We start from the raw sequence: 21503 nt of genomic DNA, 5'->3' as shown, positions 1-21503 counted from the left end.
TAGAATGAAGAAAAAGATTTGTAATGTGTTAGTTGGCACTTTAGTAACAAGTATGATGAGTAATACGGTTAATGTTAGTAATGTATATGCTGATAGTAATATTGATTTTATGAAAGAAACTAGTGAAGACTGGAAACTAGTGTGGGAAGATAATTTTGATGGTGATTCATTAAATATGGAAGACTGGAATTATGAAACACATGAACCAGGATGGGTAAACAATGAATTACAAGAGTATACTGACTCTACAGATAATATTTATGTAAAAGATGGAGAGCTAGTTCTTAAAGCCATCAAAGATGAAACTGAAGATGGTGTTAAATATACTTCAGGGAAAGTAACAACTCAAAATAAACGAGATTATAAATATGGTCGTTTTGAAGCTAGATTAAAAGTTCCAGAAGGACAAGGGTTATGGCCAGCCTTTTGGATGATGCCAACAGATGAGAATCTTTATGGTTCTTGGCCAAGATGTGGTGAAATAGATATTATGGAGGTATTAGGACATGAGCCAGAAAAAGCTTATGGAACAATACATTATGGTAATCCACATAGAGAGCAGCAAGGGACTTATATTTTAGATGGAACTACATTTGCTGATGATTATCATGTATTTTCAGTGGAGTGGGAACCAAGTGAAATGCGTTTCTATATAGATGGAAACTTATATCATACAGTGAATGATTGGTATACTAAGCAAGAAGGTGATGATGAGAAAACATATCCAGCACCTTTTGATCAAACATTTTATCTTCAATTCAATTTAGCAGTTGGTGGAAATTGGCCAGGTAATCCAGACGAAACTACTGATTTTGAAAATGCTGAACTTAAGGTGGATTATGTTAAGGTTTATCAGTTAGATAGCTATGATGAAAATGTTACTAAGCCAGAAAAAGAACCAGTTGATTTAAGAGATCCAGATGCTACTGGAAACTATATTAATAATGGAGATTTTTCTGTAAATGAAGATTTAACTGATAATGAAGGTTGGATTAAACTTACAACTCTTGGTGGAAGAGGAGAAAGCATAATTGAAAATAATAAAATTATTCTTACTACTGAAGAAGTAGGAAAGGAAAATTACTCATTACAATTAGTTCAACCTCAATTACCTTTAAAGCAATATGGTGAATATAGACTTACTTTTGATGCAAGAGCAGATGAAGATAGAACAATGATAGTAAATGTTACTTCACCAGATAGAGGATATGTGAGACAATTTGAAGATACAGTAGTTAATCTTACAAATGAATTACAAAGCTATTCTTATGATTTTATTATGAAAGACATTGATGAGGCTAATGGTAGAGTAGAATTTAGCTATGGTAATCAAGGATCATTAGCTACTATTGAAATAAGTAATGTTAGATTAGAAAAAATAGGTCAACATGAAGCAGAAGATAACAATAAAAAAACAGTTCTTCCGGATGGAAACTATGTATATAATGGTACATTTGATGTAGGACAAGACCGTATGAAATATTGGGATATAGAATCTACAATAGATAATGTTTCTATTGGTGTACCAAATATCAATAATTCAAGAGAGCTAAAAGTAGATGTTAAAGAAAATCCAGCATCATTAAGTGATGTAATAGTTAAGCAAACAGACCTTGCTATAGCAAAAAATAAAGAATATACTCTTTCATTTGATGCTTATGGCGAAGAAGATAAAACTATTAAGGCGCAAATTAATGGTGAAAGCTTTGAAGCAAATATTACTACAGAAAAGACTAACTTCAAATATAAATTTAAAACAGGAGAAGTTTTAAATAATTCAAATTTAGAATTATTATTAGGTGCTTATGGAGTAACTTATATTGATAATGTTAGAATTAAAGAAACAGGTTTAATCACAAATGGAGATTTCGGCAATGGATTTGCTAAGTGGGAGTTATTTGCAGATAGCAGTGTATCATCTAAAGTATCATCTTCAATAGATAACTCTACAGGTGATCCTTCAGCAAGAATAGATATTCAAGATACTGGTGATGCTGATTGGAAAATACAACTTAAGCAAAGTAATGTAAAACTAGAAAAAGGAAAGAAGTATGTATTATCTCTTGATGCAAAAAGTACAATTGATAGATCAATAATGTTTACTATTCAAAGAGATGGAAGCAGTGATAACGACTGGAGACCATATTCTCCTAATGAAATAGTTGAGTTAAAAGGTGAATACAATAAATATCAAGTAATTTTTGAAATGACAGAAGAAAGTGATGAAAATTCAATTTTCAGTATAGCTATGGGAGCTGTTAATGGAACACAAATTACTGATGAACATTCAATAAATATAGATAATGTAAAATTAGAAGAATATATTCCACTAGTTACTGAAAATTTATTTAATACTATTAAAAATGCAAAAGTAATAGTATATAGTGATGAATTTGATGAAATAGTTGAAGAAGATAGAGAAAAGCTAATTGCTGCATTAAATGAAGCAGAAGAAGTGTATGAGAATGCAGTTTCAGAAAATCCAACAGTAACACAAGAAATAATTGACAATGCAGAGCAAAATTTAAAAAATATTATGGATAATTTAAGAAAAGAAGAACAAAAAGAACCTGGTCAAGATGACAATAATCAAGATGAAAACAATAAGCCAGGAAATAATAAACCTGGAGATAACAAACCAGGAAATAACAAACCTGGAGCAGACAATAAAAATGAAGGCATTAATAAGAATAATAAATCTTTAGTTAATACTGGAAGTGAAGCTCATGTAATAATATTAGCTTCAGCTCTAGTAATGGTTGCAGTTGGAGTTAAAATTATAAAAAGGAAAAAGAGCATAAATTAATTTAAAACCTATAGTTGAATTTATTTTCAACTATAGGTTTATTTTTATAAGTATAGTTTTTTTAGTAAACAACATTTATATATTTAGTGCAGTCTACTTGAACATTTGTATGCTTTCTAAAGTAATTAATTATTACTTCAGGCATTTCGCATTGTATTTCTTTTATCATAGGACATTCCGTTAAGAATTCATAGCCACCAGCACCTGTAGCCCTATAATTATTCATTACAAGTGATAATGATGTATTATCAGATAGCTCTTGGCCTTTAAATTTTATAGAAGTTACTCTTGAACCTACAGGTTTTCTTAAATCAAAAGTATATTCAATATTATTAAAATAATCATAATTATAATGTTGCACTTTAGGCTTTAGAAACCTATTTGAGATTGAAATAGTTTCATTATCTATATGGAAGTAGCTAGCACATCTTTCTAAAGCTAATTTTAAGTATTTTCTATTTACTTCTAAAACTGCAAGGGTGTTTGGAAATTTATAAGTAGACATTATATCTCTTACAGTAACATTTTTATTAAAGCCTTTTATTTCGTTAGAAAAAGAAGTACAAGAAATATCAGCTCCGCTTTCAGCAATTTGAATTTGATTAATAAAATTAGCTAGTTCTGAACCATTTAGAGCCATTTCTAAGTGTGATGAAGGCATTAATTCTTTGTTTAGGAAGCCAACAGGTGTATCAAGCCATTCTTGAATTTTTTCTTCCAATGGAAGATATTTTTCATACATTTCTTTTTGTGGATTTATAGATACATCTTTTAAAGATGATTCAATAGTTTTTATTCCATCATTTTGTAATGTAAGATCTAATTCTAGATACTTAGTTCCATTAAAAGGCGTTTGAGCTATATGAGTGCCATGAAGTGTCTGCCCAGCGATAGACATATGTTGATGGCCTGTTAGGAGAATATCAAAAGAAAAATCTTCACATAATTTATAGGCTATATTTTCTGATGTTTTAGTAAGCTGTTTATGTGTTTCTAAGTCATACTCAAAGCCACCATGATAAATACCAATAAGTACGTCACAAGAAGATTTTACTTCATCAAAATAATATGAAACAGCTTTATATGTAGTACTAATTGTTAGATTTTCAATATTTTCAGCACGTTCCCATCTATTTATAAAATCTGTTGTAATACCGATTATACCAACTCTTAAACCATTACCTAATGTTTTAATATCGTATGGTAATATAGGAAGCTGTCCAGTTTTATCCACTATGTTTGCACATAAGCATTTAGCTTTTAATGTATGGAGATATTTATTTAAATAAGTAAGACCATAATTAAAATCATGGTTTCCTAAAGTTATATAATCATAGCCAGCAGCATTCATTATGTCTGCTATTGGATGAGTAGTGAAATCATTATTACTTAAATAGTTTGTAAAAGGAGAACCTTGAATAGTATCACCACAATCAATTATTAGAGTATTATCATCCTTTTTAAAATTTGACATTATGTTTAAAAGTCCAATGTTTTTTTCACTTCTATCAACATAATTAGTAGGATAAATATATCCATGCATGTCAGAAGTAAAGTAAATTTTTAAATTTTTCATATTATTACCTCATCTATAATATAGTATTTTCATAAGTTTGCTATCTACATTTAGATTATAACATTTATTGTATGATAAAAAATATAGATATATTTATATAAGTATGTAAAAAACAGAAAATATATAAAAAAATTAATTTTTTTTATATATTTTATTGTAGTACTAATGTATACTTAATAGGGCTTTAAATAAAGTACTAAAATATAATTTTATAAAACGGAAGGGGAATGATAAGTGGAATACGGTGTATTAAGTATTTTACCAGCATTGATTGTTATAATCTTTGCTTTATTAACAAAAAAAACATTAGAAGCATTATTATTAGGAACATTATCAACCTATATAATAATGTACGGGTTTGGGTTCGGTAGTAAATGGTCTGAGGCCTTTTTTACATCTGCTGGTAATCCAGATAATCAATGGGTATTAATTGTATGTGGTTTATTTGGGAGTTTAATTGCATTACTTAGAAAGTCTAAAGGAACATTAGGGTTTGCAGGAAAGTTAGAAAGATATTGTAAAACCCAAAAAAGTACATTGATTACAACCTGGATATTAGGGATTTTAATTTTTGTTGATGAATACTTAAACATCATGACCTTAGGGGCATGTATGAAAAATATAAGTGATAAGAAAAAAGTTCCAAGAGAATCATTAGCGTATATAATAGATTCTACAGGAGCACCAGTTTGTGTATTATTACCATTTTCAACATGGGCAATATTTTATGCCAGTGTTTTTGGAAAAGAGCCTGCTGTTGCAGCATTAAATTATGGAAGTGATATAGCTACATATCTTAAAGTTATTCCATTTACTTTTTATGCATGGGCATCAGTTATTATAGTGCCACTTTTCATTTTAGGGATAATACCTAAAATTGGTAAAATGAAAGACGCTTATAAGAGAGTGGAAACAACGGGAAAAGTTTATGGTGAAACTAGTAGTAAGTTTAATTCGGATTTGCTTGATGAATATGCAAATGGAGAAGGAAAGCTTATTGACTTTTTATTACCAATGGGTGTGTTAATTGGTATGACAATAATTAGCGGAGATTTATTTATATCTGTTATAGCAGCACTGTTTGTGTGTCTTGTACTATATGTACCAAGAAAGAAAATGACATTTGATGAATTTTGTGATATTTATATAAGAGGATTCTGTGACATGGTGCCAACAATAGCCATTGTGTTTATGGCCTTTGTTATGCAGCAAGCAGCTAATGATATAGGGTTGCCTAACTATGTAATAGAAACAGTTGCTCCATATTTAAATGGAGATATTTTCCCGGCAGTATCATTTATTGTGGTTGCATTACTTACATTTATTACAGGAAGCAACTGGGGCATACCAGCAGTATGCGTACCAATTATTCTTCCACTTGGAGCATCATTAGGTGCTAACTTAGTTTTAGTAATGGCAGCAGTATTATCTGGAGGAGCATTAGGTAGTCATGCTTGTTTCTACTCAGACGCTACAGTATTAACATCTAGTTCATGCAGTATTGATAATATGGATCATGCACTAAGTCAAATTCCATATGCACTGATTGCAAGTGCAGTAAGCTTAGCAGGATTTTTAATTTGTGGATTTATTCTTTAATAATTCCATGGCTTTTTCCTTTGCATAAAGAAAAGAGTCTTTTACTAATTGGAATTCTTTTTCGGTGGAAATAGGACGATAATATCCTTCTAAACATACTCCTTTAGAAGGACCATGAACATTAATGGTCATATTCATATAAGCAGGTATGCCATAAATACATTCATCACAGTTATGTTCTATGGATTTGAAAAGTTCAAAATTATTACGAAGGGCTATAAGATGATTGTCTATATCTGTACTTTTTATGATAATTGATATATTACCACCGTTGGGGTCAAGAGGAAGGAATGAATATTGGATAAACCACTTATTATTAACGATTGTGAGAATTCCACCACAGGGTAGTTTTTCATAATAAGGTAAAGTCAAAATAAAACCTCCTTGTAAAATTTGGTTATAAATATATTTTAAGATATATGTAAATTTCTTTCAAGGATATTTAAAACAGCTAGTTTTACTGACTAGCTGTTTTGCTTTTACCAGCAAATTAACATATCTTTAATTTGATAAAATATTTCTTCTTAGACATTTTAATATAATAGTCATATCCTAATGACCAATATTTTAAGAGAGAAGGTTTATATTCAGCTAAATATTTTAAAAAATCATCAAAAAGTTTAAGTTTTACAAGTACATGAATGATATCTTTAGGATAAGGTGTGTTTTTTATATATGGTTTTCTTGGGTCTATAACTTTAATTTTTTCATTGCTATCAATGAAAATATGCGCGCTTCTAATATTAATTCGTGTAAAATTTAAATTTTTAAATTCCTCTACAAGCTCAATTATTTCAACAGCAATATTATACGATAAGCCGTGCTTATAAAGATAATTTCCTAAATTTTCACCAGAAATATATTCTCTAAGAACCATTTTGTTTGCTATAAATAGAACATTAGGAAAGAAGCGACTATTTTTAACTTTTTCTAAAATTTTTACTTCATCATGGGCATTTTTGGTTTTATAAAATATTTTTAAAGCAAATCCTTCCGGTGTGAGATAGACACGACCTTCGTGTCCTTTTCCAATAAATTTACATTTTTTTATATCTAGAATGTATCTCATTTTATCACTTTAATATATTGATTTAATAATATTATATGAAGTATATTGAAATATGATTATTGGGAAAAGTAGAGTTATGCTGAAAACACTATATATAAGTATAATAAATATGATATAATAATAATTATTATTAAATAGGAGTGTATATATATGGAAAATAAAATAGCTTTAGTGTATTCTGGTGGACAATATACAGTTAATATAAATGGAACTTTGATACATAAGGGAAATGATGCTGAAGAGATGTTTGAAAAATTTCAAAATGTTATAAAGAATAATTCAATTAGAGAAACAACATCATGGGAATATATAAAAAATAAAATTAATGAATTAGCTTTAAGTGAAGTTGAAATAAATGAAGTGTATAAGACTATTCAATTCCAAGATATTAAATACTTCCATAATATAAATAAGTTATTTAATATGGCAGGAGATTCAATGGTGGAACTGGCAGGTGCTTATAATTTATTCTACTTTATTTTACAAATGAATAAGGCTGGATATATTACATATTCTAAAGATTTAGTTGATATATGTATGGTTTCAATGGACAATAAAGCAAATTATAGATATTACGATACTAACTTTATTATTACAAGTGCAATGTTTAATTATGGTGTTGCTGAATATAATTTTGCAACTGGTAAAATACATAAAGGAGTATCAATAGAAAAAAGTACATTTGAAGAATTTAAGAAATACGTATTTGGTGTATTTGATAAATAATACTTAAATTTGATAAAATAAATGCTATAAGTCTTTTTAAAAACAGAGGGGAGAAACAAATGAAAGAATTATTATTAGAAGCAGATAGATGTTTATTATGCAAAAAGCCAAGATGTAGAATGAACTGTCCAATTGATACACCAATACCGGAAGTTATTTCTTTATTTAAAGAAGGAAAAATCCATGAAGCAGGAGAAGTGCTTTTTGAGAATAATCCATTATCAGCTATTTGTGCAGTGGTATGCCCTCATGAGGATCAATGCAAAGGAAATTGTATAAGAGGAATTAAAAGTGAGCCAGTGAGATTTTGTGAAATGGAAGAGTTTATATCAAGTGAATATCTAGATAAAATTCATTTTGAGAACCTTCCAAAAAATAAACATAGTGTTGCTATTATAGGTGGTGGCCCTGCTGGTATTACATTAGCATTTATTTTAGCTAGAAAAGGATATAAGATTACTATTTTTGATGCTCATGAAAAAATAGGTGGAGTATTAAGATATGGAATACCTGAATATAGACTTCCTAATGAGACTATAGATAAATATGAGGAAAAGCTTTTAGAGCTTGGAGTGGTAATTAGGCCTAATACACTTATAGGACCGGTAATCACAGTTGACAAATTATTAACTGATGGATATAAGGCTGTATTTATTGGTACAGGGCTTTGGAATCCTAAGCCGTTAAATATAAAAGGGGAAAGTTTAGGAAATGTACATTATGCCATAGATTATTTAAAATCTCCATCTGTATATAGATTAGGTAATAAGGTTGTTGTAATTGGTGCTGGAAATGTAGCCATGGATGCAGCGAGAACTGCAAAGAGAAGTGGAGCAGATGAAGTATATGTATTATATAGAAAAGGATTTGAAAATATGACATGTACTAAGGTTGAACTAGAAGAAGCAAAGGAAGATGGCGTAAAGTTTGAATTATTTAAAGCACCACTGGAAATTACAGAGGAAGGTGTTAAATACATAGAAACAGAAAATGCAGAAGATGATAATGGTAAAATTATAACAGTAAATAAAGAAGGTACAGAAGGTTTATTTGAATGTGATTCTGTTATTATAGCTATTAGCCAAGCGGCAAGAAATAATATAGTATCCAATACCACTGGCCTTGAAATAAATAAATGGGGATTATTAATAACTGATAAAAGTGGGCATACCACAAAAGAAGGTGTGTTTGCATCAGGGGATGTTGTTACAGGGGCAGATACTGTAGTTAGAGCTGCAGCACATGCAAAACTTGTGGCAGAAGAAATAGATAAATTTATTAAAATAAAATATGAAGACTAAAAGTTAATAATAAATTATTAAATATAAATAAAGACTCTGCTTATTTAGCAGAGTCTTTATTTATATTTAACATATAGTTTTTCCAGTCACCATCACTGATAAAGACTGCTTTTTCATTAAAGTCTTTATCAATATCAGCATTGTAGAAATATGTATAACATTTTTCTTTTTTATTAGAATTTAAATGATTAACTTCTAAAAGAATTTTATGATATTCATTATTAGGATTATTTTCTCCTAAAAATCCTTCCATGATGTCAATTGCTTTTACTGTAGAATCATAATCTTTAACAGTAATTATTTCACCAACAACTACACCAGTACCTTTAGTAATTGCAGGATAGCCTTTGTAAGGCATATGATATAAATCCATATTTTTTAAAACTGCAGGCTTTATATCAAGTGTTTTTCCTTCTAAATATTTTTCAAAGTTAAAGAAGTTTGGCCTTAAGCTTCCATATACAAAAAGGTTATATTGTTCCATTAGCAGATTTCGCCTCCAACAGCTTTAACATCTTCTTTGTTTTCTACAGCAGCTTTGATAGATAATTCTAGACCTTTTGTTATATCAGATGCTGACATAGAAGGCATGTTAGGCTTAGTAACTACTTGAGAAGGTATATATGGTACATGGATAAATCCACCTTTTATATTAGGATATTTTTTATCTATCATATACATTATACCGTACATAACGTGATTACATACAAATGTACCAGCTGTATTTGAAACAGAAGCAGGAATTCCTCCATCTTGCATTTCTTTTACCATTGCCTTAATAGGAAGGTTAGTAAAATATGCCGTTTCTCCATCTTCAAATATAGTTATATCAATTGGTTGATTTTTTTCATTATCTTCAATTCTAGCATCATCAATATTTATAGCAACTCTTTCTGGCGTAACACCAAATCTTCCACCTGCTTGGCCAATTGATATTACGATATCAGGGCTGTGTTTTATTATGTTTTCTTCAATTTTTTCTAATGATTTTCTAAAAACAGTAGGTATTTCAAGTTTTATTATTTCTGCACCTGCAATTGTATCAGGTAATGCTTTAACTGCTTCTAAAGCAGGATTAACACTTTCTCCTCCAAAGGGATCAAAACCTGTTATTAATACTTTCATTATATATCACTCCTTAAAATCCTAAAAAATACATTAATAATATATGAATAGTTAATAAAGCAATAGCAAAAGGAGCTTGAGCTTTAATAACTAAATTCTTATCTTTCATTTCAAGTAATACTGCTGGTAACATATTAAAGTTAGCAGCCATTGGTGTTAATAATGTTCCACAGAACCCAGATGTTAATGCTAGAGCTGAACAAACAATAGGATCTCCACCTTGAGCAAATACAAAAGGAACACCTATACCTACAGTAATAACTGAAAAGGCAGCAAATCCATTACCCATGATAGCAGTGAATAAAGCCATACCAACACAGTAAGCAATAACACCAGCTAATCTGTTTCCATCAGGTATAACACCAGAAATTATATTAGAAATAACATCACCAACTCCAGCAGCTGTAAATAAAGCACCAAGTGAAGCTAGAAGTTGAGGTAATATAGCAAATACACCTACAGATTGGAACATTCTGTTACTATCTTCAATGTATTCTATTGGCTTAGCTTTAGTAAATGCAAATGTTAATAATAATGCAACAACAGCAGCGATACCGATAGCAACTGTACCAGATAATTTAGTGAATTGTGCTATAGCCATAGCAACAAAAGCAATAGCTAATGAAGGTATAAATATTTTTAAACCTAATTTATCAGCTTTTAATTGAGCAAATGTAGTATCAAGTTGTTTTAAAGTTCCTATGTTTATTTGTTTTAAAGCAGATAATATTGCTATTACAATAATAAGTGTACCAACTACTGCAGGAGGTAGCAACTTACCAAATATAAAAATTGCAGATACTATACCCCAAAAAAGAGCTGTACCTATTCTAGTTTTATGATTTTTATCTTTTAAAGTAAATACCATTGTAGTAGCCATGTATAGCCCTATCATGATATAAAATATTTCTAGTAATGTATTTGACAATTTTGTTATGTCCATATAGCTTTTTCCTCCTAACTATTATTTTTTGTTGTACTTTCTTTTTAGACTATTATCAAGAAGATAGTTTTGTAAAATACAAAGTGCAAATGCTGCTAATGCAATTGGAAGTGAAGCTTTAGCTATTTGTAAAGTATCTACATTATAGCCTAGTGATTCTAAAGTACCTGAAATTAGAAGAACTCCAGAGCTTGCCATAAAGACATTTTGACCAAAGAAGTTACCTATATTATCAGAAGCTGCTGAATAAGCTTTAATTTTATCAATATCTTTTTCATCTAAATTTCCATATTTAGCTATAGATGCACCTTCAGCCATTGGATTAATAAGAGGTCTTACAAATTGAGGATGTCCTCCAAGTGTTACTCCCATACCAATAGAAGCTTCTCTTATAAATGTATATCCACTTAATAATGCACCAGTAGATAACCCTTTTGCTTTTTTTATAAGGTCTATAGCTTTTGCTTTTAATCCATATCTTTCACATAATCCTATTACAGGTAAAGTTAACATAAAAAGACATGTTGTTCTATTGTTAATAAATGCTGTTCCTAAAGTAGAAAGTATTTCTGAAATACTCATATCTGCAACTAATCCTGTAACTACACCAGCAGAAACAACAACTGCTATTGTATCAAGTTTTAGTGCAAAGCCTACTATAATAATTAAAATTCCAATTAATGACATAATTATCTATTCCTTTCTTTATTATATACTTGTTTTTTTATTATACAAATAAAATAAATAAAAATCCATGTAAAATAATTACAATATTTAAAAACAAATATGAAAATGTCGAATAAATATATTAAATTAAAATAAAAAATATAAAAAAATACAAAAATATAATAAAAAATGCAAAGTGGTTGCATAAATATACGGTTTTAAGGTATATGTATTGTAGAAAAATTTATTTTTATTACGAATAAAGCATTAAGTGCATATATTAAATATAAACTAGGAGTTAATTTAATAGGTTTATTATGAAAGATAAAAAGAAATCATTTAAAAGTAAATCAAGCAATATTGAAAATAATAACTCAAATCAAGAGCAAGGAGAAATATACAAAGAATTATATATTGTTAACATATCAATATGGGCTGTATTTTTAATTCTTTATGGAGTTATAATTAATATAGAATATCTTTTTTGGCAAAGAAATGTAATTTTAGATAATATAAATAATACTAATTTTACAGAAAATATGGAGGATTTAAGTGATAGTCCTAGAAAATCTAATTTAATATATTTAATAGTTACTGCTATATTTGTTGGGATTCTTTGGGATGCATATAATACTGTGAAAAATAATAGCAATTCTCAACCAAAAGATATTGAAAAAGCTTATAAAAACTTAATTGCAGTAATAATATTATTACTAGGTACATCTATTAATTTTGATGTGTTAAATAATAATTATTAAAGTTAATTTTTTTGTGCTTGTGAAGAATATATAGATAAATTAATGGAGTTAAGGAAAGAGTTACTATAATATTTTAAGCTTAAGTTGAAAGAGCTAATAATTATTCAAAATATGGGCATTAATACTAAGGGAGAATTAATTAATCATTAAAAATATATAATATAGGAGGGGGATTTTAAGAAGTTTTCTTAGAATCCTTTTTTTTAAAGTTAAAGAAGGTGATAAGATGTACTTTAAATTTTTTAGGCGTTTAATAATAGTATTTATATTTATTTTTTCTTATAATTTGTTAGAACATAAAATTCTTTCTGAAGAAAAAAATTGTGAAAAGCACAGGGTTTTTATAACAGCTCACAGAGGAAGTTCATTAAAAGCAAGAGATAATAGTATTGAAGCCATTAATATTGCCATTGAAGAAAAAGCAGACTACATAGAGATTGATGTTCGCAGGACAAAGGATAATAAGCTTGTTTTAAGTCATGATGATGTATTTATTAAAAATTCTGGTGAAAGTTTTAATATTTCTGAAAGCAATTTTAATGATATTAATAGAAAAAGAATTTTTTCTATAGGGAAAGATGATAAAATTGTTACTTTAGAAAAGGCACTAAAAGTTATAAGAGGAAAGTCAAAGATAAATATTGATTTAAAGGTAAATAACGATGAAGAGTTAATATCTAAGCTTGTAGCGGAATTAATAGAAAAATGCAAGATGGAGGAAGAAGTAATAATAACCTCCAGTAATTATGGAGTATTGCTAAAGGTTAGAAATTATAATAGTAATATAAAAATAGGATATATTACTAGAAGTTTAGCAGAAAATTTTAATATTGATGAAATTGATGCTATTTCTATAGCCTATGAAGGATTAAATGAAAGAGTTGTAGAAAGAGTTCATAAACTTGGTAAGGAGATGTTTGTTTGGACAGTAAATAATGAAGAGGAAGGTCAGAGAGCTATTTATTTAGGGGTGGATAATATAATAACTAATGATGTAATAAGGATTAGAAGTCTTATAAATAATTAAAAAATTATAAAGGAATTCGCACTTTTGATAAAATATAGGGTTTTAGATATGTTAAAGATTAAGTATGGTATAATTTAGATATTATACAAATGATAGAATTAGGTGATATAGTGAGAATTAATAAATTATTAAGCAATTTAGGAATATGTTCAAGAAAAGAAGCTGCAAGATATATAGAAGATGGAAGAGTCAAGGTTAATGGTATTTTATCTATACCAGGTCAATGGGTGGAGGAAAGTGATGAAATACTTATTGATGATGAGCCGGTTTCTGCCAGAGAAAAGATATATATAGCACTTAATAAGCCTGTGGGGATAACATGTACAGCAGAAAAGACTGTGAAGGGTAATATTATAGAATATATGAATTATCCAGAGTATATTTTTCCTGTAGGAAGATTAGATAAGCCATCGCAAGGACTTATTATTTTAACCAATGATGGTGTTTTAGCTAATAAGATTTTAGAATCAGAAAATGAACACGAAAAAGAGTATATTGTAACTTTAGATAGGGAATTTGATGAAGAATTTATTAAAGGTATGTCCAGTGGAGTTGAAATATGTGGACAAGTCACTAGATCATGTAAGGTGTTTAGAATGGACAATAATACTTTTAAAATTATTCTCACTCAAGGATTAAATAAACAGATAAGGAGAATGAGCAAAGTTTTTGGCTATAATGTAGTAAAGCTTGAAAGAGTGAGAATTATGAATATAACATTAGATGGTATTGAGTATGGAAAATATAGATTTATTTCTAAAAATGAAGTAGAGGAAATGTTAAGATTAACTGAAAAAAATAATTTGTAAAAAATATTGAAATTTTTAAATTAGCTTGATATAATATGTTTTTAAAAGATTAGTGCTGCAACACTAATCTTTTAAAACTTTTACTATTAAATTAGAATTATTTAAAGTCTTTACTAGTGAAACCTAAAGGTAATAATTCTTTTAATAAGAATTCTTTGTAATCATCAGGACTTTTAGCTAAGATAACTCTAAAAGTTTCTGGATTGCAGAATTCGGCCATTACTTGTCTACACACACCACATGGAGCGCAATAATCACCTTCGCCCATTTTAACATCAGCTTTGTTTCCTACAATAACAATAGCTGAGAAATCTTGTTGTCCTTCTGAAACAGCTTTAAAGAAAGCAGTTCTTTCAGCACAGTTTGTTGGAGAAAAGGCAGCATTTTCAATATTACATCCTTGATAAACCTTTCCATTAGTGCCAAGTAGTGCAGCACCTACATTGAAGTTTGAATATGGAGTGTAACAAAAGTTTTGAGCTTCAAATGCTTTTACAATTAACTCTCTATCACTTATCATTTAGTTCACCTAAACCTTTCAAATTTAAATAAATTATATACAATAACACCAATATATATTATTGTATAAAGGAATAATATTATATCAGAAAAAATATTAAAAGTAAATGGCAATTAAACTAATAGTACATGTAATGCTGATGTTTGTTCCTAAAGTAAGCATGGATAGTAGTTATACTTTAAATATAGCAGTTTATTCAGTGGTATTTTTAGGATATGCCATATGCAGAGTGATAAAAGCAGTAAGTGCTAAAAATGGAGAATTAGTAAAGGAACTATAGAAAATAAGTTGTAGGTTTAAAATAATCTACAACTTATTTTTTATACTTTAAATAATTACTTAGTTAATAAAATTAGTAAGTTAATATTTCAGCACCATCTTCAGTGATTAATATTGTATATTCCCATTGAGCAGATGGGTATCCATCTGCTGTTAATGCAGTCCAATCATTATCTGCATCGATAAATAAATCTGGAGCTCCCATATTAATCATTGGTTCAATAGTAAAAGTCATTCCTGGTACTAGAAGCATACCTGTTCCTGCTTTACCAACATGAGAAACAAAAGGATCTTCGTGGAATTGTAAGCCTATTCCGTGTCCACCAAATTCTCTAACTACAGAGTAGCCATTGGATTCAGCATGTTTTTGAACAGCTTCAGCAATATCACCCATGAATCCCCATGGCTTAGCAGCCTTTAAACCACAATCTAGACATTCCTTAGCAACATTAACTAACTTATCAAGCTCAGGGTGTACAGCACCTATTTTGAACATTCTTGAAGCATCTGAGAAGTAACCATTAAGTATTGTTGAAACATCAACATTTATTATATCTCCATCTTTAAGAATTACATCTTCACTAGGAATTCCGTGACATATTTCATCGTTAATTGATGTACAGCAGCTTTTTGGGAAACCTTGATAGTTTAAAGGAGCAGGTATAGCTCCTTGAGATACAGTAAAGTCATGAACAAGTTTATCTATTTCAGCTGTAGACATTCCTGCTTTAATATTTTTAGCAACTAGGTCTAAAACTGCAGTATTTATTTTAGCACTAGCTTTTATACCTTCAATTTGTGCTGGAGTTTTTATAATTTCTCTTGGAGGAACTTCAGCACCATTTCTTTGATGGTGTGCTATTTTTTCGTCAAATTGTAAGTGACATTGTTTATATTTTTTATTACTACCACACCAGCAGTGGTCATTTCTGTTTAAAGTCATTTCATTATCTCCTTATTATCGAATATATAGTTATTATATTACTATATTTAAAAAAGAAAAAGGGAAAATAGAATAAGTGATAATTATTTTCAATTATTTTGTAAAAAATATAGCGTGATTTAATTCATAAGTAATAATATGGTAAAAAGTGGTAAATATTATTAATGATGTAATACTTTAAAAGAATTATGATATAAGCAAATAGTAATGAAGAAAGGAAAATGATATATGAATAATTCTCAAATAATAATCCAATATATATTAAAGTATGGAACAGCAGTTATATTTTTACTTTTATTTTTAGAACAGTTAAATTTTCCAGGTTTAGCATCATCAATTTTAATGCCAGCCATAGGGGTTTTTGTAGCCAAGTATGAATATAGTTTTATTTACGTGTTTATACTAACGTTAGTAGCTGCAATATTAGGAAGTTTGACGTTGTATTATTTAGGATATTTCATAGGGAATCCTATGATTAATTGGGTAAAGAATAGGTTTCCTAAAAGCAAGGAAACAATAGATAAAATTTTAATGTATACAAATAAATATGGTAGTAATGGTGTACTTTTATGCAGATTTATTCCTGGAGTGCGAACATTGGTATCTTTAGTATGTGGAAGTGTAAAGGAAAGTTTAATAGAGTTTTTAATATTTTCATCAATTGGTATTGGGATATGGAATTTAGTATTAATGTTAAGTGGTTATTTAACAATAAATTTAATTAACAGATAATAAGATATATAGTGATATAGTTATTTATACGATAAATAACTATATCACTATAGTAAAAAGCTTTAGAGTATAATATATAGAAAAGGTGACCATATCTAATATATAATAGAAATATAAAATTAAGTATATTCGTTTTAAGAATGATTATGAGGTAAGTTTATGATAAATAATGTTAATTTAGTTGTTGAATACATATTAAAGTATGGAATAATATTTTTGTTTTTTATAGTGTATCTAGAGTATTTAAATCTTCCTGGGTTGCCAGGTGGAGTAATACTACCAGCCATAGGAGTACTTATTGCCAATAATGAATATAGCTTTTTTGGAATGTTTATAATATCTGTTTTAGCTGGTGTTTTAGGAAGTATATCACTATATTATGTAGGATATTATGTAGGAAATCCTTTATTAGAATGGATAAAGAAAAAATTTCCTAAAGCAAAGGGTTCCATTGATAAAGCTTTTGATTTTAGTAAAAGATTTGGTAGTAAAGGTGTGTTTGTTTGTAGGCTTTTGCCAGTTGTACGGACTATAGTTTCTTTGATTTCAGGAACTGTTAAAGAAGATATATTTGAATTTACAATTTATTCTACCATGGGTATAGCTATATGGAATTTAGTATTTATCTTTGGGGGATATATAACAAGTAAAGCACTGCTGTGATAATAATGAATTATGAATGATGAGTTGAAAAAGGAGCTTTCTTAAGGAAGCCACTTTTTTATATTTTTAGAAAAAGAGTATTTACTGGTTTTTTATGCGGAGTAGGTATTATAGGAATTTTGTGTGAAATGGTTAAATATGTACTATAAATTCTAAGAATATTATAATTAAAATAATGTATTAGTTTATGGAAATAAGAATATGAATTATATTGAGTAAGAAATAGGAGGCTTATGTATAATGATAAATTTTGCCCATAGAGGAGCAAGTTCTGATTATCCAGAAAATACATTGCTTGCTTTTGAAGAAGGAATAAAGTGTGGAGCATCAGGAATTGAACTTGATGTTCAGAAAACAAAGGATAATAAGATAGTTGTTATTCATGATGAAGAGGTTGAGAGAACCTTTAAAGGAAAAGGGTTGGTAAAGGATTTTACTTTAAGGGAGCTTAAAGAACTTCAAACTAGAAGAGCTTTGTTTGAAGGAGTGCAAGGAACAGGGATTCCAACTTTAGAAGAAGTATTAAACTTAATAAGGAATAGTGATGTGATTTTAAATATCGAATTAAAGACAGATATGATACATTATGCAGGAATTGAACAAGATGTAATAAATATGATTGAAGATTATGAAATGAAAGAAAGAGTAATTATCTCAAGCTTTAATCCAAACTCTATAAAGTTATGTAAGCAAATAGATGGAGAAATTAAAACAGGATTATTATATTATGAGCCTATAGAAAATATAGTTAAAGTTGCTAAGGAGTTAAAGGCTGATGCAATTCATCCAGATTTAAGACTGGTTTCAGCAGAGTTAATAAAGGAAGTCCATGCCAATAATTTAAAGATTAATGTATATACAGTTGATTTACCTCTATATATGAGGCTACTTATTGCAGCTAAGGTAGATGGGATTATTACTAATTATCCAGCGTTGTTAGATGAAATTATGCAAGAAGAACTTAAAGGATAAAATTATAAAAATAGTTGATTTTAGGTAAAATGTATGATATTCTCAATTAGGTGAATTTAATAAGACAGTTCGTGACCCTCCTGTCTATAAACAAAACTAGGAAGTGAAGATTATATTCTAAAACAATAGGGCATTTTTATGCCCTTTTTTTATGCTTTGGAGGTGATTTTCATGGAAAATAATATAAAAATTAATTCAACAAAAAGGTTAACATTATCAGCATTAGTAATTGCTCTTTATGTAGTTATAATGTTTTGTACACAATCTTTTGCTTTTGGGCAATTTCAAATAAGGATTGCCACAACAATATATTCTTTATCATACATCTTCCCTTTTCTAGTTTTACCATTAGGTATTGCAAATATAATATCTAACACAATAATGGGAGGTTTAGGAGTCTTAGATATGCTAGGTGGAGGATTAGTTGGAATAACAACATCATTCCTTATTGTTCTTATAAGAAAGTATAAGCTAAATATAAATTTAGCAGCAATTTCAATAATATTTGTGCCGGGACTAGGGGTAGCTACTTGGTTATCATATTTATTAGGAATACCTTATAAAGCTATGGCATTTAGCTTATGTGTAGGACAAGTTATACCAGGTATATTAGGAGTAATTATAATAAAAATACTTAGCAGTAAGATTAAGGAGATTTAATTTATGAAGGAAATAACTTTACTTGGAAATCAAAATACTAAATATGAATATGATTATAATCCTAAAATATTAGAAAGATTTGAAAATAAACATCCAGATAATGATTATTTTGTAAAGTTTAATTGTCCAGAGTTTACAAGCCTTTGTCCAATAACTGGTCAACCAGATTTTGCAACTATCTACATATCATACGTACCTGATAAATACATGGTTGAAAGTAAATCATTAAAGTTATATTTATTTACCTTTAGAAATCATGGTGATTTCCATGAGGATTGTATGAATATAATAATGAAGGATTTAATAAAGCTTATGGAACCTAAGTATATAGAGGTATGGGGAAAGTTTACACCAAGAGGTGGAATTTCCATAGATCCATATTGCAACTATGGAAAGCCAGGAACAAGGTGGGAAGAGGTTGCTTTTAACAGATTAGCAAATCATGATTTATATCCTGAAAAAATAGATAATAGATAAATTTTATGTGCTATATTAATAAAAATTAATATGGCACTATTATTTTTATGTAAAATATGGATATAATTTATTGAGAGGTGACTTATATATGAATAAAGTTTTTATTATTGAAGATGATGTAAAGATAAATGAACAGTTAGGTAGCTTTTTAAAAAGATATGGTTATGAAGTAGCTACTTCCTTTGACTTTGAAAATATAGTGGACATAGCTTTGGAAGAAAACCCAAAAATAATACTATTAGATATAAATCTACCTGTTTTTGATGGATATTATATATGCAAGGAAATAAGAAAGCAGTCCAATGTACCTATCATAGTTGTAACTAGCAGGGATACTGAAATGGATGAGCTTATAAGCATGAATCTTGGAGCCGATGATTTTATTACTAAGCCATATAATGCAGCCATTTTATTGGCAAGAATAGAATCAATCATAAGAAGAGTTTATGGAAATAATAGTATGGAGATACATGAATATAATGGATTAAGATATAACCTTTCCACCAGTGAAATGGAATATGAAGGTAATAAAAGTGACCTTACTAAAAATGAAAGTAGGATTCTTTACACTTTAATAAAGAATAAAGGAAAAATAGTTTCTCGTAGTGAACTTATGAAGTATTTATGGCAAAATGATGAGTTTGTAGATGATAATACTTTAACAGTTAATATAAATAGGCTAAGAAAAAAGATGGAGGAAATTGGAGCCAATAATATGCTTACAACTAAGAGAGGACAAGGTTATATATTAGTATGAAATTAATTGAATATATTAAAGAAAAATTTGTTTTTATGGTTATTAATATTGTAATGACTCTTTCAGGTGTTGTTATTTTAAAAGCATTAAAAGTAGATACATATACAATAGTATTTATCAGCATATTAAATCTTATAGGAGTATTTAGCTGTTATATTTATGATTATTTTAATAGGAAAAAATATTATGATAATTTATTTAAGAATTTAGATGGGCTAGATAAAAAGTATTTTATAGCAGAAATATTAGAGTCAGGAGATTTTATTGAGAGTAATATTATTTATTCTGTACTGGAGGAATGTACTAAATCCATGAAGGATGAAGTAGCAGATTTAAAAAGGAATATTAATGATTATAAAGAGTATATTGAAACATGGGTACATGAAATAAAGACACCTATAGCATCTGCTAGGCTTATTTTAGAAAATGATGAAGGATATATTAATAAAAGTGTCTTGGAGGAAATTGAAAAAGTAGAAGGTTTTATAGAACAAGTATTATTTTATGCTAGAAGCAGTACAGTAGAGAGGGATTATATAATCAAGAAAATACCATTAAAAAATAGTATAAATTCAGTTATAAGAAAAAATGCAAACATACTTATTGAAAAAAGAGTTAAGATTCAACTAGAAGATATAGAAAAAAAGGTCTATTGCGATAGCAAATGGATTGAATTTATCTTGCAACAAATAATTTCTAATTCAGTGAAATATATGGATAAGGATGAAAAGTATATAAAGATTAGGTGTTTAGAAAAAGATAAGAATATTATTTTAAAAATTTTAGATAATGGTATTGGAATAAGTGAAAAGTCAATAGAAAAAGTATTTGAAAAAGGCTATACTGGGGAAAATGGTAGAAAATATAATAACTCAACAGGTATGGGCTTATATTTATGTAAGAAATTATGTTTAAAACTAGGTTTAGGCATAAGTATTAAATCAAAGTTAGGAGTAGGAACAGAAGTAACAATAGTATTTCCTATTAATAACTATAATTTAGCGGAAGATTAATATTAATTATAAACTCTGGAGATTTATTCAGTCACTCATAATTCATAAGATTGTTGGTAATCTATGAGCTTATGTTACAAAA

The 21503-nt window shown here is 28.4% G+C and carries 24 protein-coding genes; 15 read left to right on the top strand and 9 right to left on the bottom strand.

Annotated features, from left to right (window positions below):
• Positions 1–4: 4 nt before the first annotated feature.
• A complete protein-coding gene (locus H8R92_RS10235) occupies positions 5–2806 on the top strand; it encodes a carbohydrate binding domain-containing protein (RefSeq protein ID WP_186835401.1) in 2802 nt (933 codons plus the stop codon).
• A 61-nt stretch (positions 2807–2867) separates the two neighbouring features.
• On the opposite strand, the gene H8R92_RS10230 is transcribed toward H8R92_RS10235, so the two are convergent.
• Positions 2868–4382, bottom strand: a complete 1515-nt coding sequence (locus tag H8R92_RS10230) for a bifunctional metallophosphatase/5'-nucleotidase (protein ID WP_186835400.1) — start codon at positions 4380–4382, stop codon at positions 2868–2870.
• A gap of 234 nt (positions 4383–4616) precedes the next feature.
• On the opposite strand from H8R92_RS10230, the gene H8R92_RS10225 reads away from it, so the two are divergent.
• A complete protein-coding gene (locus H8R92_RS10225; RefSeq protein WP_186835399.1) occupies positions 4617–5981 on the top strand; it encodes a Na+/H+ antiporter NhaC family protein in 1365 nt (454 codons plus the stop codon).
• Here the strand turns inward: H8R92_RS10225 and H8R92_RS10220 are convergent.
• Both H8R92_RS10220 and H8R92_RS10215 read right to left on the bottom strand, forming a co-directional pair.
• The gene (locus H8R92_RS10220; RefSeq protein WP_022211887.1) at positions 5958–6353 is read right to left on the bottom strand and encodes a hypothetical protein; all 396 of its coding nucleotides are present in this window, start codon (positions 6351–6353) and stop codon (positions 5958–5960) included. The genes H8R92_RS10225 and H8R92_RS10220 overlap by 24 nt on opposite strands.
• A gap of 118 nt (positions 6354–6471) precedes the next feature.
• Positions 6472–7050, bottom strand: coding sequence for a protein kinase family protein (locus H8R92_RS10215; protein ID WP_186835398.1), 579 nt, complete (start codon positions 7048–7050; stop codon positions 6472–6474).
• A 150-nt stretch (positions 7051–7200) separates the two neighbouring features.
• Between H8R92_RS10215 and H8R92_RS10210 the strand changes: the two genes are divergently transcribed.
• Both H8R92_RS10210 and H8R92_RS10205 read left to right on the top strand, forming a co-directional pair.
• Complete coding sequence (locus H8R92_RS10210) at positions 7201–7776, top strand: hypothetical protein (RefSeq protein ID WP_186835397.1); 576 nt, start codon at positions 7201–7203, stop codon at positions 7774–7776.
• Positions 7777–7835: 59 nt separating this feature from the next.
• A complete protein-coding gene (locus H8R92_RS10205) occupies positions 7836–9077 on the top strand; it encodes an NAD(P)-dependent oxidoreductase (protein ID WP_186835396.1) in 1242 nt (413 codons plus the stop codon).
• Between the two features lie 40 nt (positions 9078–9117).
• On the opposite strand, the gene H8R92_RS10200 is transcribed toward H8R92_RS10205, so the two are convergent.
• Genes H8R92_RS10200 through H8R92_RS10185 form a run of 4 tightly spaced genes read right to left on the bottom strand, consistent with a single transcriptional unit; the run spans position 9118 to position 11832 of the window.
• Positions 9118–9561 (bottom strand): gamma-glutamylcyclotransferase family protein, encoded by a 444-nt coding sequence (locus H8R92_RS10200; protein ID WP_022166363.1) that lies wholly within the window; start codon positions 9559–9561, stop codon positions 9118–9120.
• A complete protein-coding gene (gene pcp / locus H8R92_RS10195) occupies positions 9561–10202 on the bottom strand; it encodes a pyroglutamyl-peptidase I (RefSeq protein WP_022211883.1) in 642 nt (213 codons plus the stop codon). The genes H8R92_RS10200 and pcp overlap by 1 nt, the downstream gene beginning before the upstream one ends.
• A 13-nt stretch (positions 10203–10215) precedes the next feature.
• Positions 10216–11145 (bottom strand): DUF979 domain-containing protein, encoded by a 930-nt coding sequence (locus H8R92_RS10190; RefSeq protein WP_022211882.1) that lies wholly within the window; start codon positions 11143–11145, stop codon positions 10216–10218.
• A 21-nt stretch (positions 11146–11166) separates the two neighbouring features.
• A complete protein-coding gene (locus H8R92_RS10185) occupies positions 11167–11832 on the bottom strand; it encodes a DUF969 domain-containing protein (protein ID WP_022211881.1) in 666 nt (221 codons plus the stop codon).
• A gap of 296 nt (positions 11833–12128) precedes the next feature.
• Between H8R92_RS10185 and H8R92_RS10180 the strand changes: the two genes are divergently transcribed.
• The 3 genes from H8R92_RS10180 (at position 12129) to H8R92_RS10170 (ending at position 14405) form a co-directional block, all read left to right on the top strand.
• Positions 12129–12569: a hypothetical protein gene (locus H8R92_RS10180; protein WP_022211880.1), complete on the top strand. Its 441-nt coding sequence runs from the start codon at positions 12129–12131 to the stop codon at positions 12567–12569.
• A 226-nt stretch (positions 12570–12795) separates the two neighbouring features.
• Positions 12796–13596, top strand: coding sequence for a glycerophosphodiester phosphodiesterase (locus H8R92_RS10175; protein ID WP_186835395.1), 801 nt, complete (start codon positions 12796–12798; stop codon positions 13594–13596).
• Between the two features lie 110 nt (positions 13597–13706).
• A complete protein-coding gene (locus H8R92_RS10170; RefSeq protein WP_186835415.1) occupies positions 13707–14405 on the top strand; it encodes a pseudouridine synthase in 699 nt (232 codons plus the stop codon).
• Between the two features lie 97 nt (positions 14406–14502).
• Here the strand turns inward: H8R92_RS10170 and H8R92_RS10165 are convergent, their stop codons facing one another.
• Positions 14503–14925 (bottom strand): cytidine deaminase, encoded by a 423-nt coding sequence (locus tag H8R92_RS10165; protein ID WP_022211877.1) that lies wholly within the window; start codon positions 14923–14925, stop codon positions 14503–14505.
• A gap of 106 nt (positions 14926–15031) precedes the next feature.
• On the opposite strand from H8R92_RS10165, the gene H8R92_RS10160 reads away from it, so the two are divergent.
• Positions 15032–15205 carry a hypothetical protein gene (locus tag H8R92_RS10160; protein WP_186835394.1) on the top strand — a complete coding sequence of 58 codons (174 nt, stop codon included), beginning with the start codon at positions 15032–15034 and terminating at the stop codon, positions 15203–15205.
• 72 nt (positions 15206–15277) lie between these two features.
• Here the strand turns inward: H8R92_RS10160 and H8R92_RS10155 are convergent, their stop codons facing one another.
• A complete protein-coding gene (locus tag H8R92_RS10155; protein ID WP_022211875.1) occupies positions 15278–16147 on the bottom strand; it encodes a methionyl aminopeptidase in 870 nt (289 codons plus the stop codon).
• A gap of 228 nt (positions 16148–16375) precedes the next feature.
• Between H8R92_RS10155 and H8R92_RS10150 the strand changes: the two genes are divergently transcribed.
• From H8R92_RS10150 to H8R92_RS10120, 7 genes are all read left to right on the top strand, one after another.
• On the top strand, positions 16376–16879 hold the full coding sequence (locus H8R92_RS10150; RefSeq protein ID WP_186835393.1) for a DedA family protein: 504 nt from the start codon (positions 16376–16378) through the stop codon (positions 16877–16879).
• A gap of 159 nt (positions 16880–17038) precedes the next feature.
• Positions 17039–17542: a DedA family protein gene (locus H8R92_RS10145; RefSeq protein ID WP_186835392.1), complete on the top strand. Its 504-nt coding sequence runs from the start codon at positions 17039–17041 to the stop codon at positions 17540–17542.
• Between the two features lie 240 nt (positions 17543–17782).
• Positions 17783–18514 carry a glycerophosphodiester phosphodiesterase gene (locus H8R92_RS10140; protein WP_186835391.1) on the top strand — a complete coding sequence of 244 codons (732 nt, stop codon included), beginning with the start codon at positions 17783–17785 and terminating at the stop codon, positions 18512–18514.
• Positions 18515–18685: 171 nt separating this feature from the next.
• The gene (locus tag H8R92_RS10135) at positions 18686–19174 is read left to right on the top strand and encodes a QueT transporter family protein (protein WP_186835390.1); all 489 of its coding nucleotides are present in this window, start codon (positions 18686–18688) and stop codon (positions 19172–19174) included.
• A 3-nt stretch (positions 19175–19177) separates the two neighbouring features.
• Positions 19178–19651, top strand: coding sequence for a preQ(1) synthase (gene queF / locus H8R92_RS10130; RefSeq protein ID WP_022211871.1), 474 nt, complete (start codon positions 19178–19180; stop codon positions 19649–19651).
• A gap of 88 nt (positions 19652–19739) precedes the next feature.
• Complete coding sequence (locus H8R92_RS10125) at positions 19740–20408, top strand: response regulator transcription factor (RefSeq protein WP_186835389.1); 669 nt, start codon at positions 19740–19742, stop codon at positions 20406–20408.
• Positions 20405–21421, top strand: a complete 1017-nt coding sequence (locus H8R92_RS10120) for a sensor histidine kinase (RefSeq protein WP_022211869.1) — start codon at positions 20405–20407, stop codon at positions 21419–21421. Before H8R92_RS10125 ends, H8R92_RS10120 begins: the two co-directional genes overlap by 4 nt.
• Positions 21422–21503 lie beyond the last annotated feature (82 nt).

Source organism: Clostridium lentum (genome assembly GCF_014287815.1).
GTDB lineage: Bacteria > Bacillota > Clostridia > Clostridiales > Clostridiaceae > Clostridium > Clostridium lentum.
This window is presented reverse-complemented; position numbering and strand designations above follow the sequence as displayed.

What these genes read in the sequence shown, in the direction of transcription:
- H8R92_RS10230 (WP_186835400.1), bottom strand. Translation starts at nt 4,382, where the DNA reads ATGAAAAATTTAAAAATTTACTTTACTTCTGACATGCATGGATATATT.
- H8R92_RS10160 (WP_186835394.1), top strand. Translation starts at nt 15,032, where the DNA reads ATGGCAATTAAACTAATAGTACATGTAATGCTGATGTTTGTTCCTAAA.
- H8R92_RS10235 (WP_186835401.1), top strand. Translation starts at nt 5, where the DNA reads ATGAAGAAAAAGATTTGTAATGTGTTAGTTGGCACTTTAGTAACAAGT.
- H8R92_RS10135 (WP_186835390.1), top strand. Translation starts at nt 18,686, where the DNA reads ATGGAAAATAATATAAAAATTAATTCAACAAAAAGGTTAACATTATCA.
- H8R92_RS10120 (WP_022211869.1), top strand. Translation starts at nt 20,405, where the DNA reads ATGAAATTAATTGAATATATTAAAGAAAAATTTGTTTTTATGGTTATT.
- H8R92_RS10175 (WP_186835395.1), top strand. Translation starts at nt 12,796, where the DNA reads ATGTACTTTAAATTTTTTAGGCGTTTAATAATAGTATTTATATTTATT.
- H8R92_RS10180 (WP_022211880.1), top strand. Translation starts at nt 12,129, where the DNA reads ATGAAAGATAAAAAGAAATCATTTAAAAGTAAATCAAGCAATATTGAA.
- H8R92_RS10125 (WP_186835389.1), top strand. Translation starts at nt 19,740, where the DNA reads ATGAATAAAGTTTTTATTATTGAAGATGATGTAAAGATAAATGAACAG.
- H8R92_RS10205 (WP_186835396.1), top strand. Translation starts at nt 7,836, where the DNA reads ATGAAAGAATTATTATTAGAAGCAGATAGATGTTTATTATGCAAAAAG.
- queF (WP_022211871.1), top strand. Translation starts at nt 19,178, where the DNA reads ATGAAGGAAATAACTTTACTTGGAAATCAAAATACTAAATATGAATAT.
- H8R92_RS10145 (WP_186835392.1), top strand. Translation starts at nt 17,039, where the DNA reads ATGATAAATAATGTTAATTTAGTTGTTGAATACATATTAAAGTATGGA.
- H8R92_RS10200 (WP_022166363.1), bottom strand. Translation starts at nt 9,561, where the DNA reads ATGGAACAATATAACCTTTTTGTATATGGAAGCTTAAGGCCAAACTTC.
- H8R92_RS10155 (WP_022211875.1), bottom strand. Translation starts at nt 16,147, where the DNA reads ATGACTTTAAACAGAAATGACCACTGCTGGTGTGGTAGTAATAAAAAA.
- H8R92_RS10190 (WP_022211882.1), bottom strand. Translation starts at nt 11,145, where the DNA reads ATGGACATAACAAAATTGTCAAATACATTACTAGAAATATTTTATATC.
- H8R92_RS10210 (WP_186835397.1), top strand. Translation starts at nt 7,201, where the DNA reads ATGGAAAATAAAATAGCTTTAGTGTATTCTGGTGGACAATATACAGTT.
- pcp (WP_022211883.1), bottom strand. Translation starts at nt 10,202, where the DNA reads ATGAAAGTATTAATAACAGGTTTTGATCCCTTTGGAGGAGAAAGTGTT.
- H8R92_RS10140 (WP_186835391.1), top strand. Translation starts at nt 17,783, where the DNA reads ATGATAAATTTTGCCCATAGAGGAGCAAGTTCTGATTATCCAGAAAAT.
- H8R92_RS10215 (WP_186835398.1), bottom strand. Translation starts at nt 7,050, where the DNA reads ATGAGATACATTCTAGATATAAAAAAATGTAAATTTATTGGAAAAGGA.
- H8R92_RS10150 (WP_186835393.1), top strand. Translation starts at nt 16,376, where the DNA reads ATGAATAATTCTCAAATAATAATCCAATATATATTAAAGTATGGAACA.
- H8R92_RS10165 (WP_022211877.1), bottom strand. Translation starts at nt 14,925, where the DNA reads ATGATAAGTGATAGAGAGTTAATTGTAAAAGCATTTGAAGCTCAAAAC.
- H8R92_RS10185 (WP_022211881.1), bottom strand. Translation starts at nt 11,832, where the DNA reads ATGTCATTAATTGGAATTTTAATTATTATAGTAGGCTTTGCACTAAAA.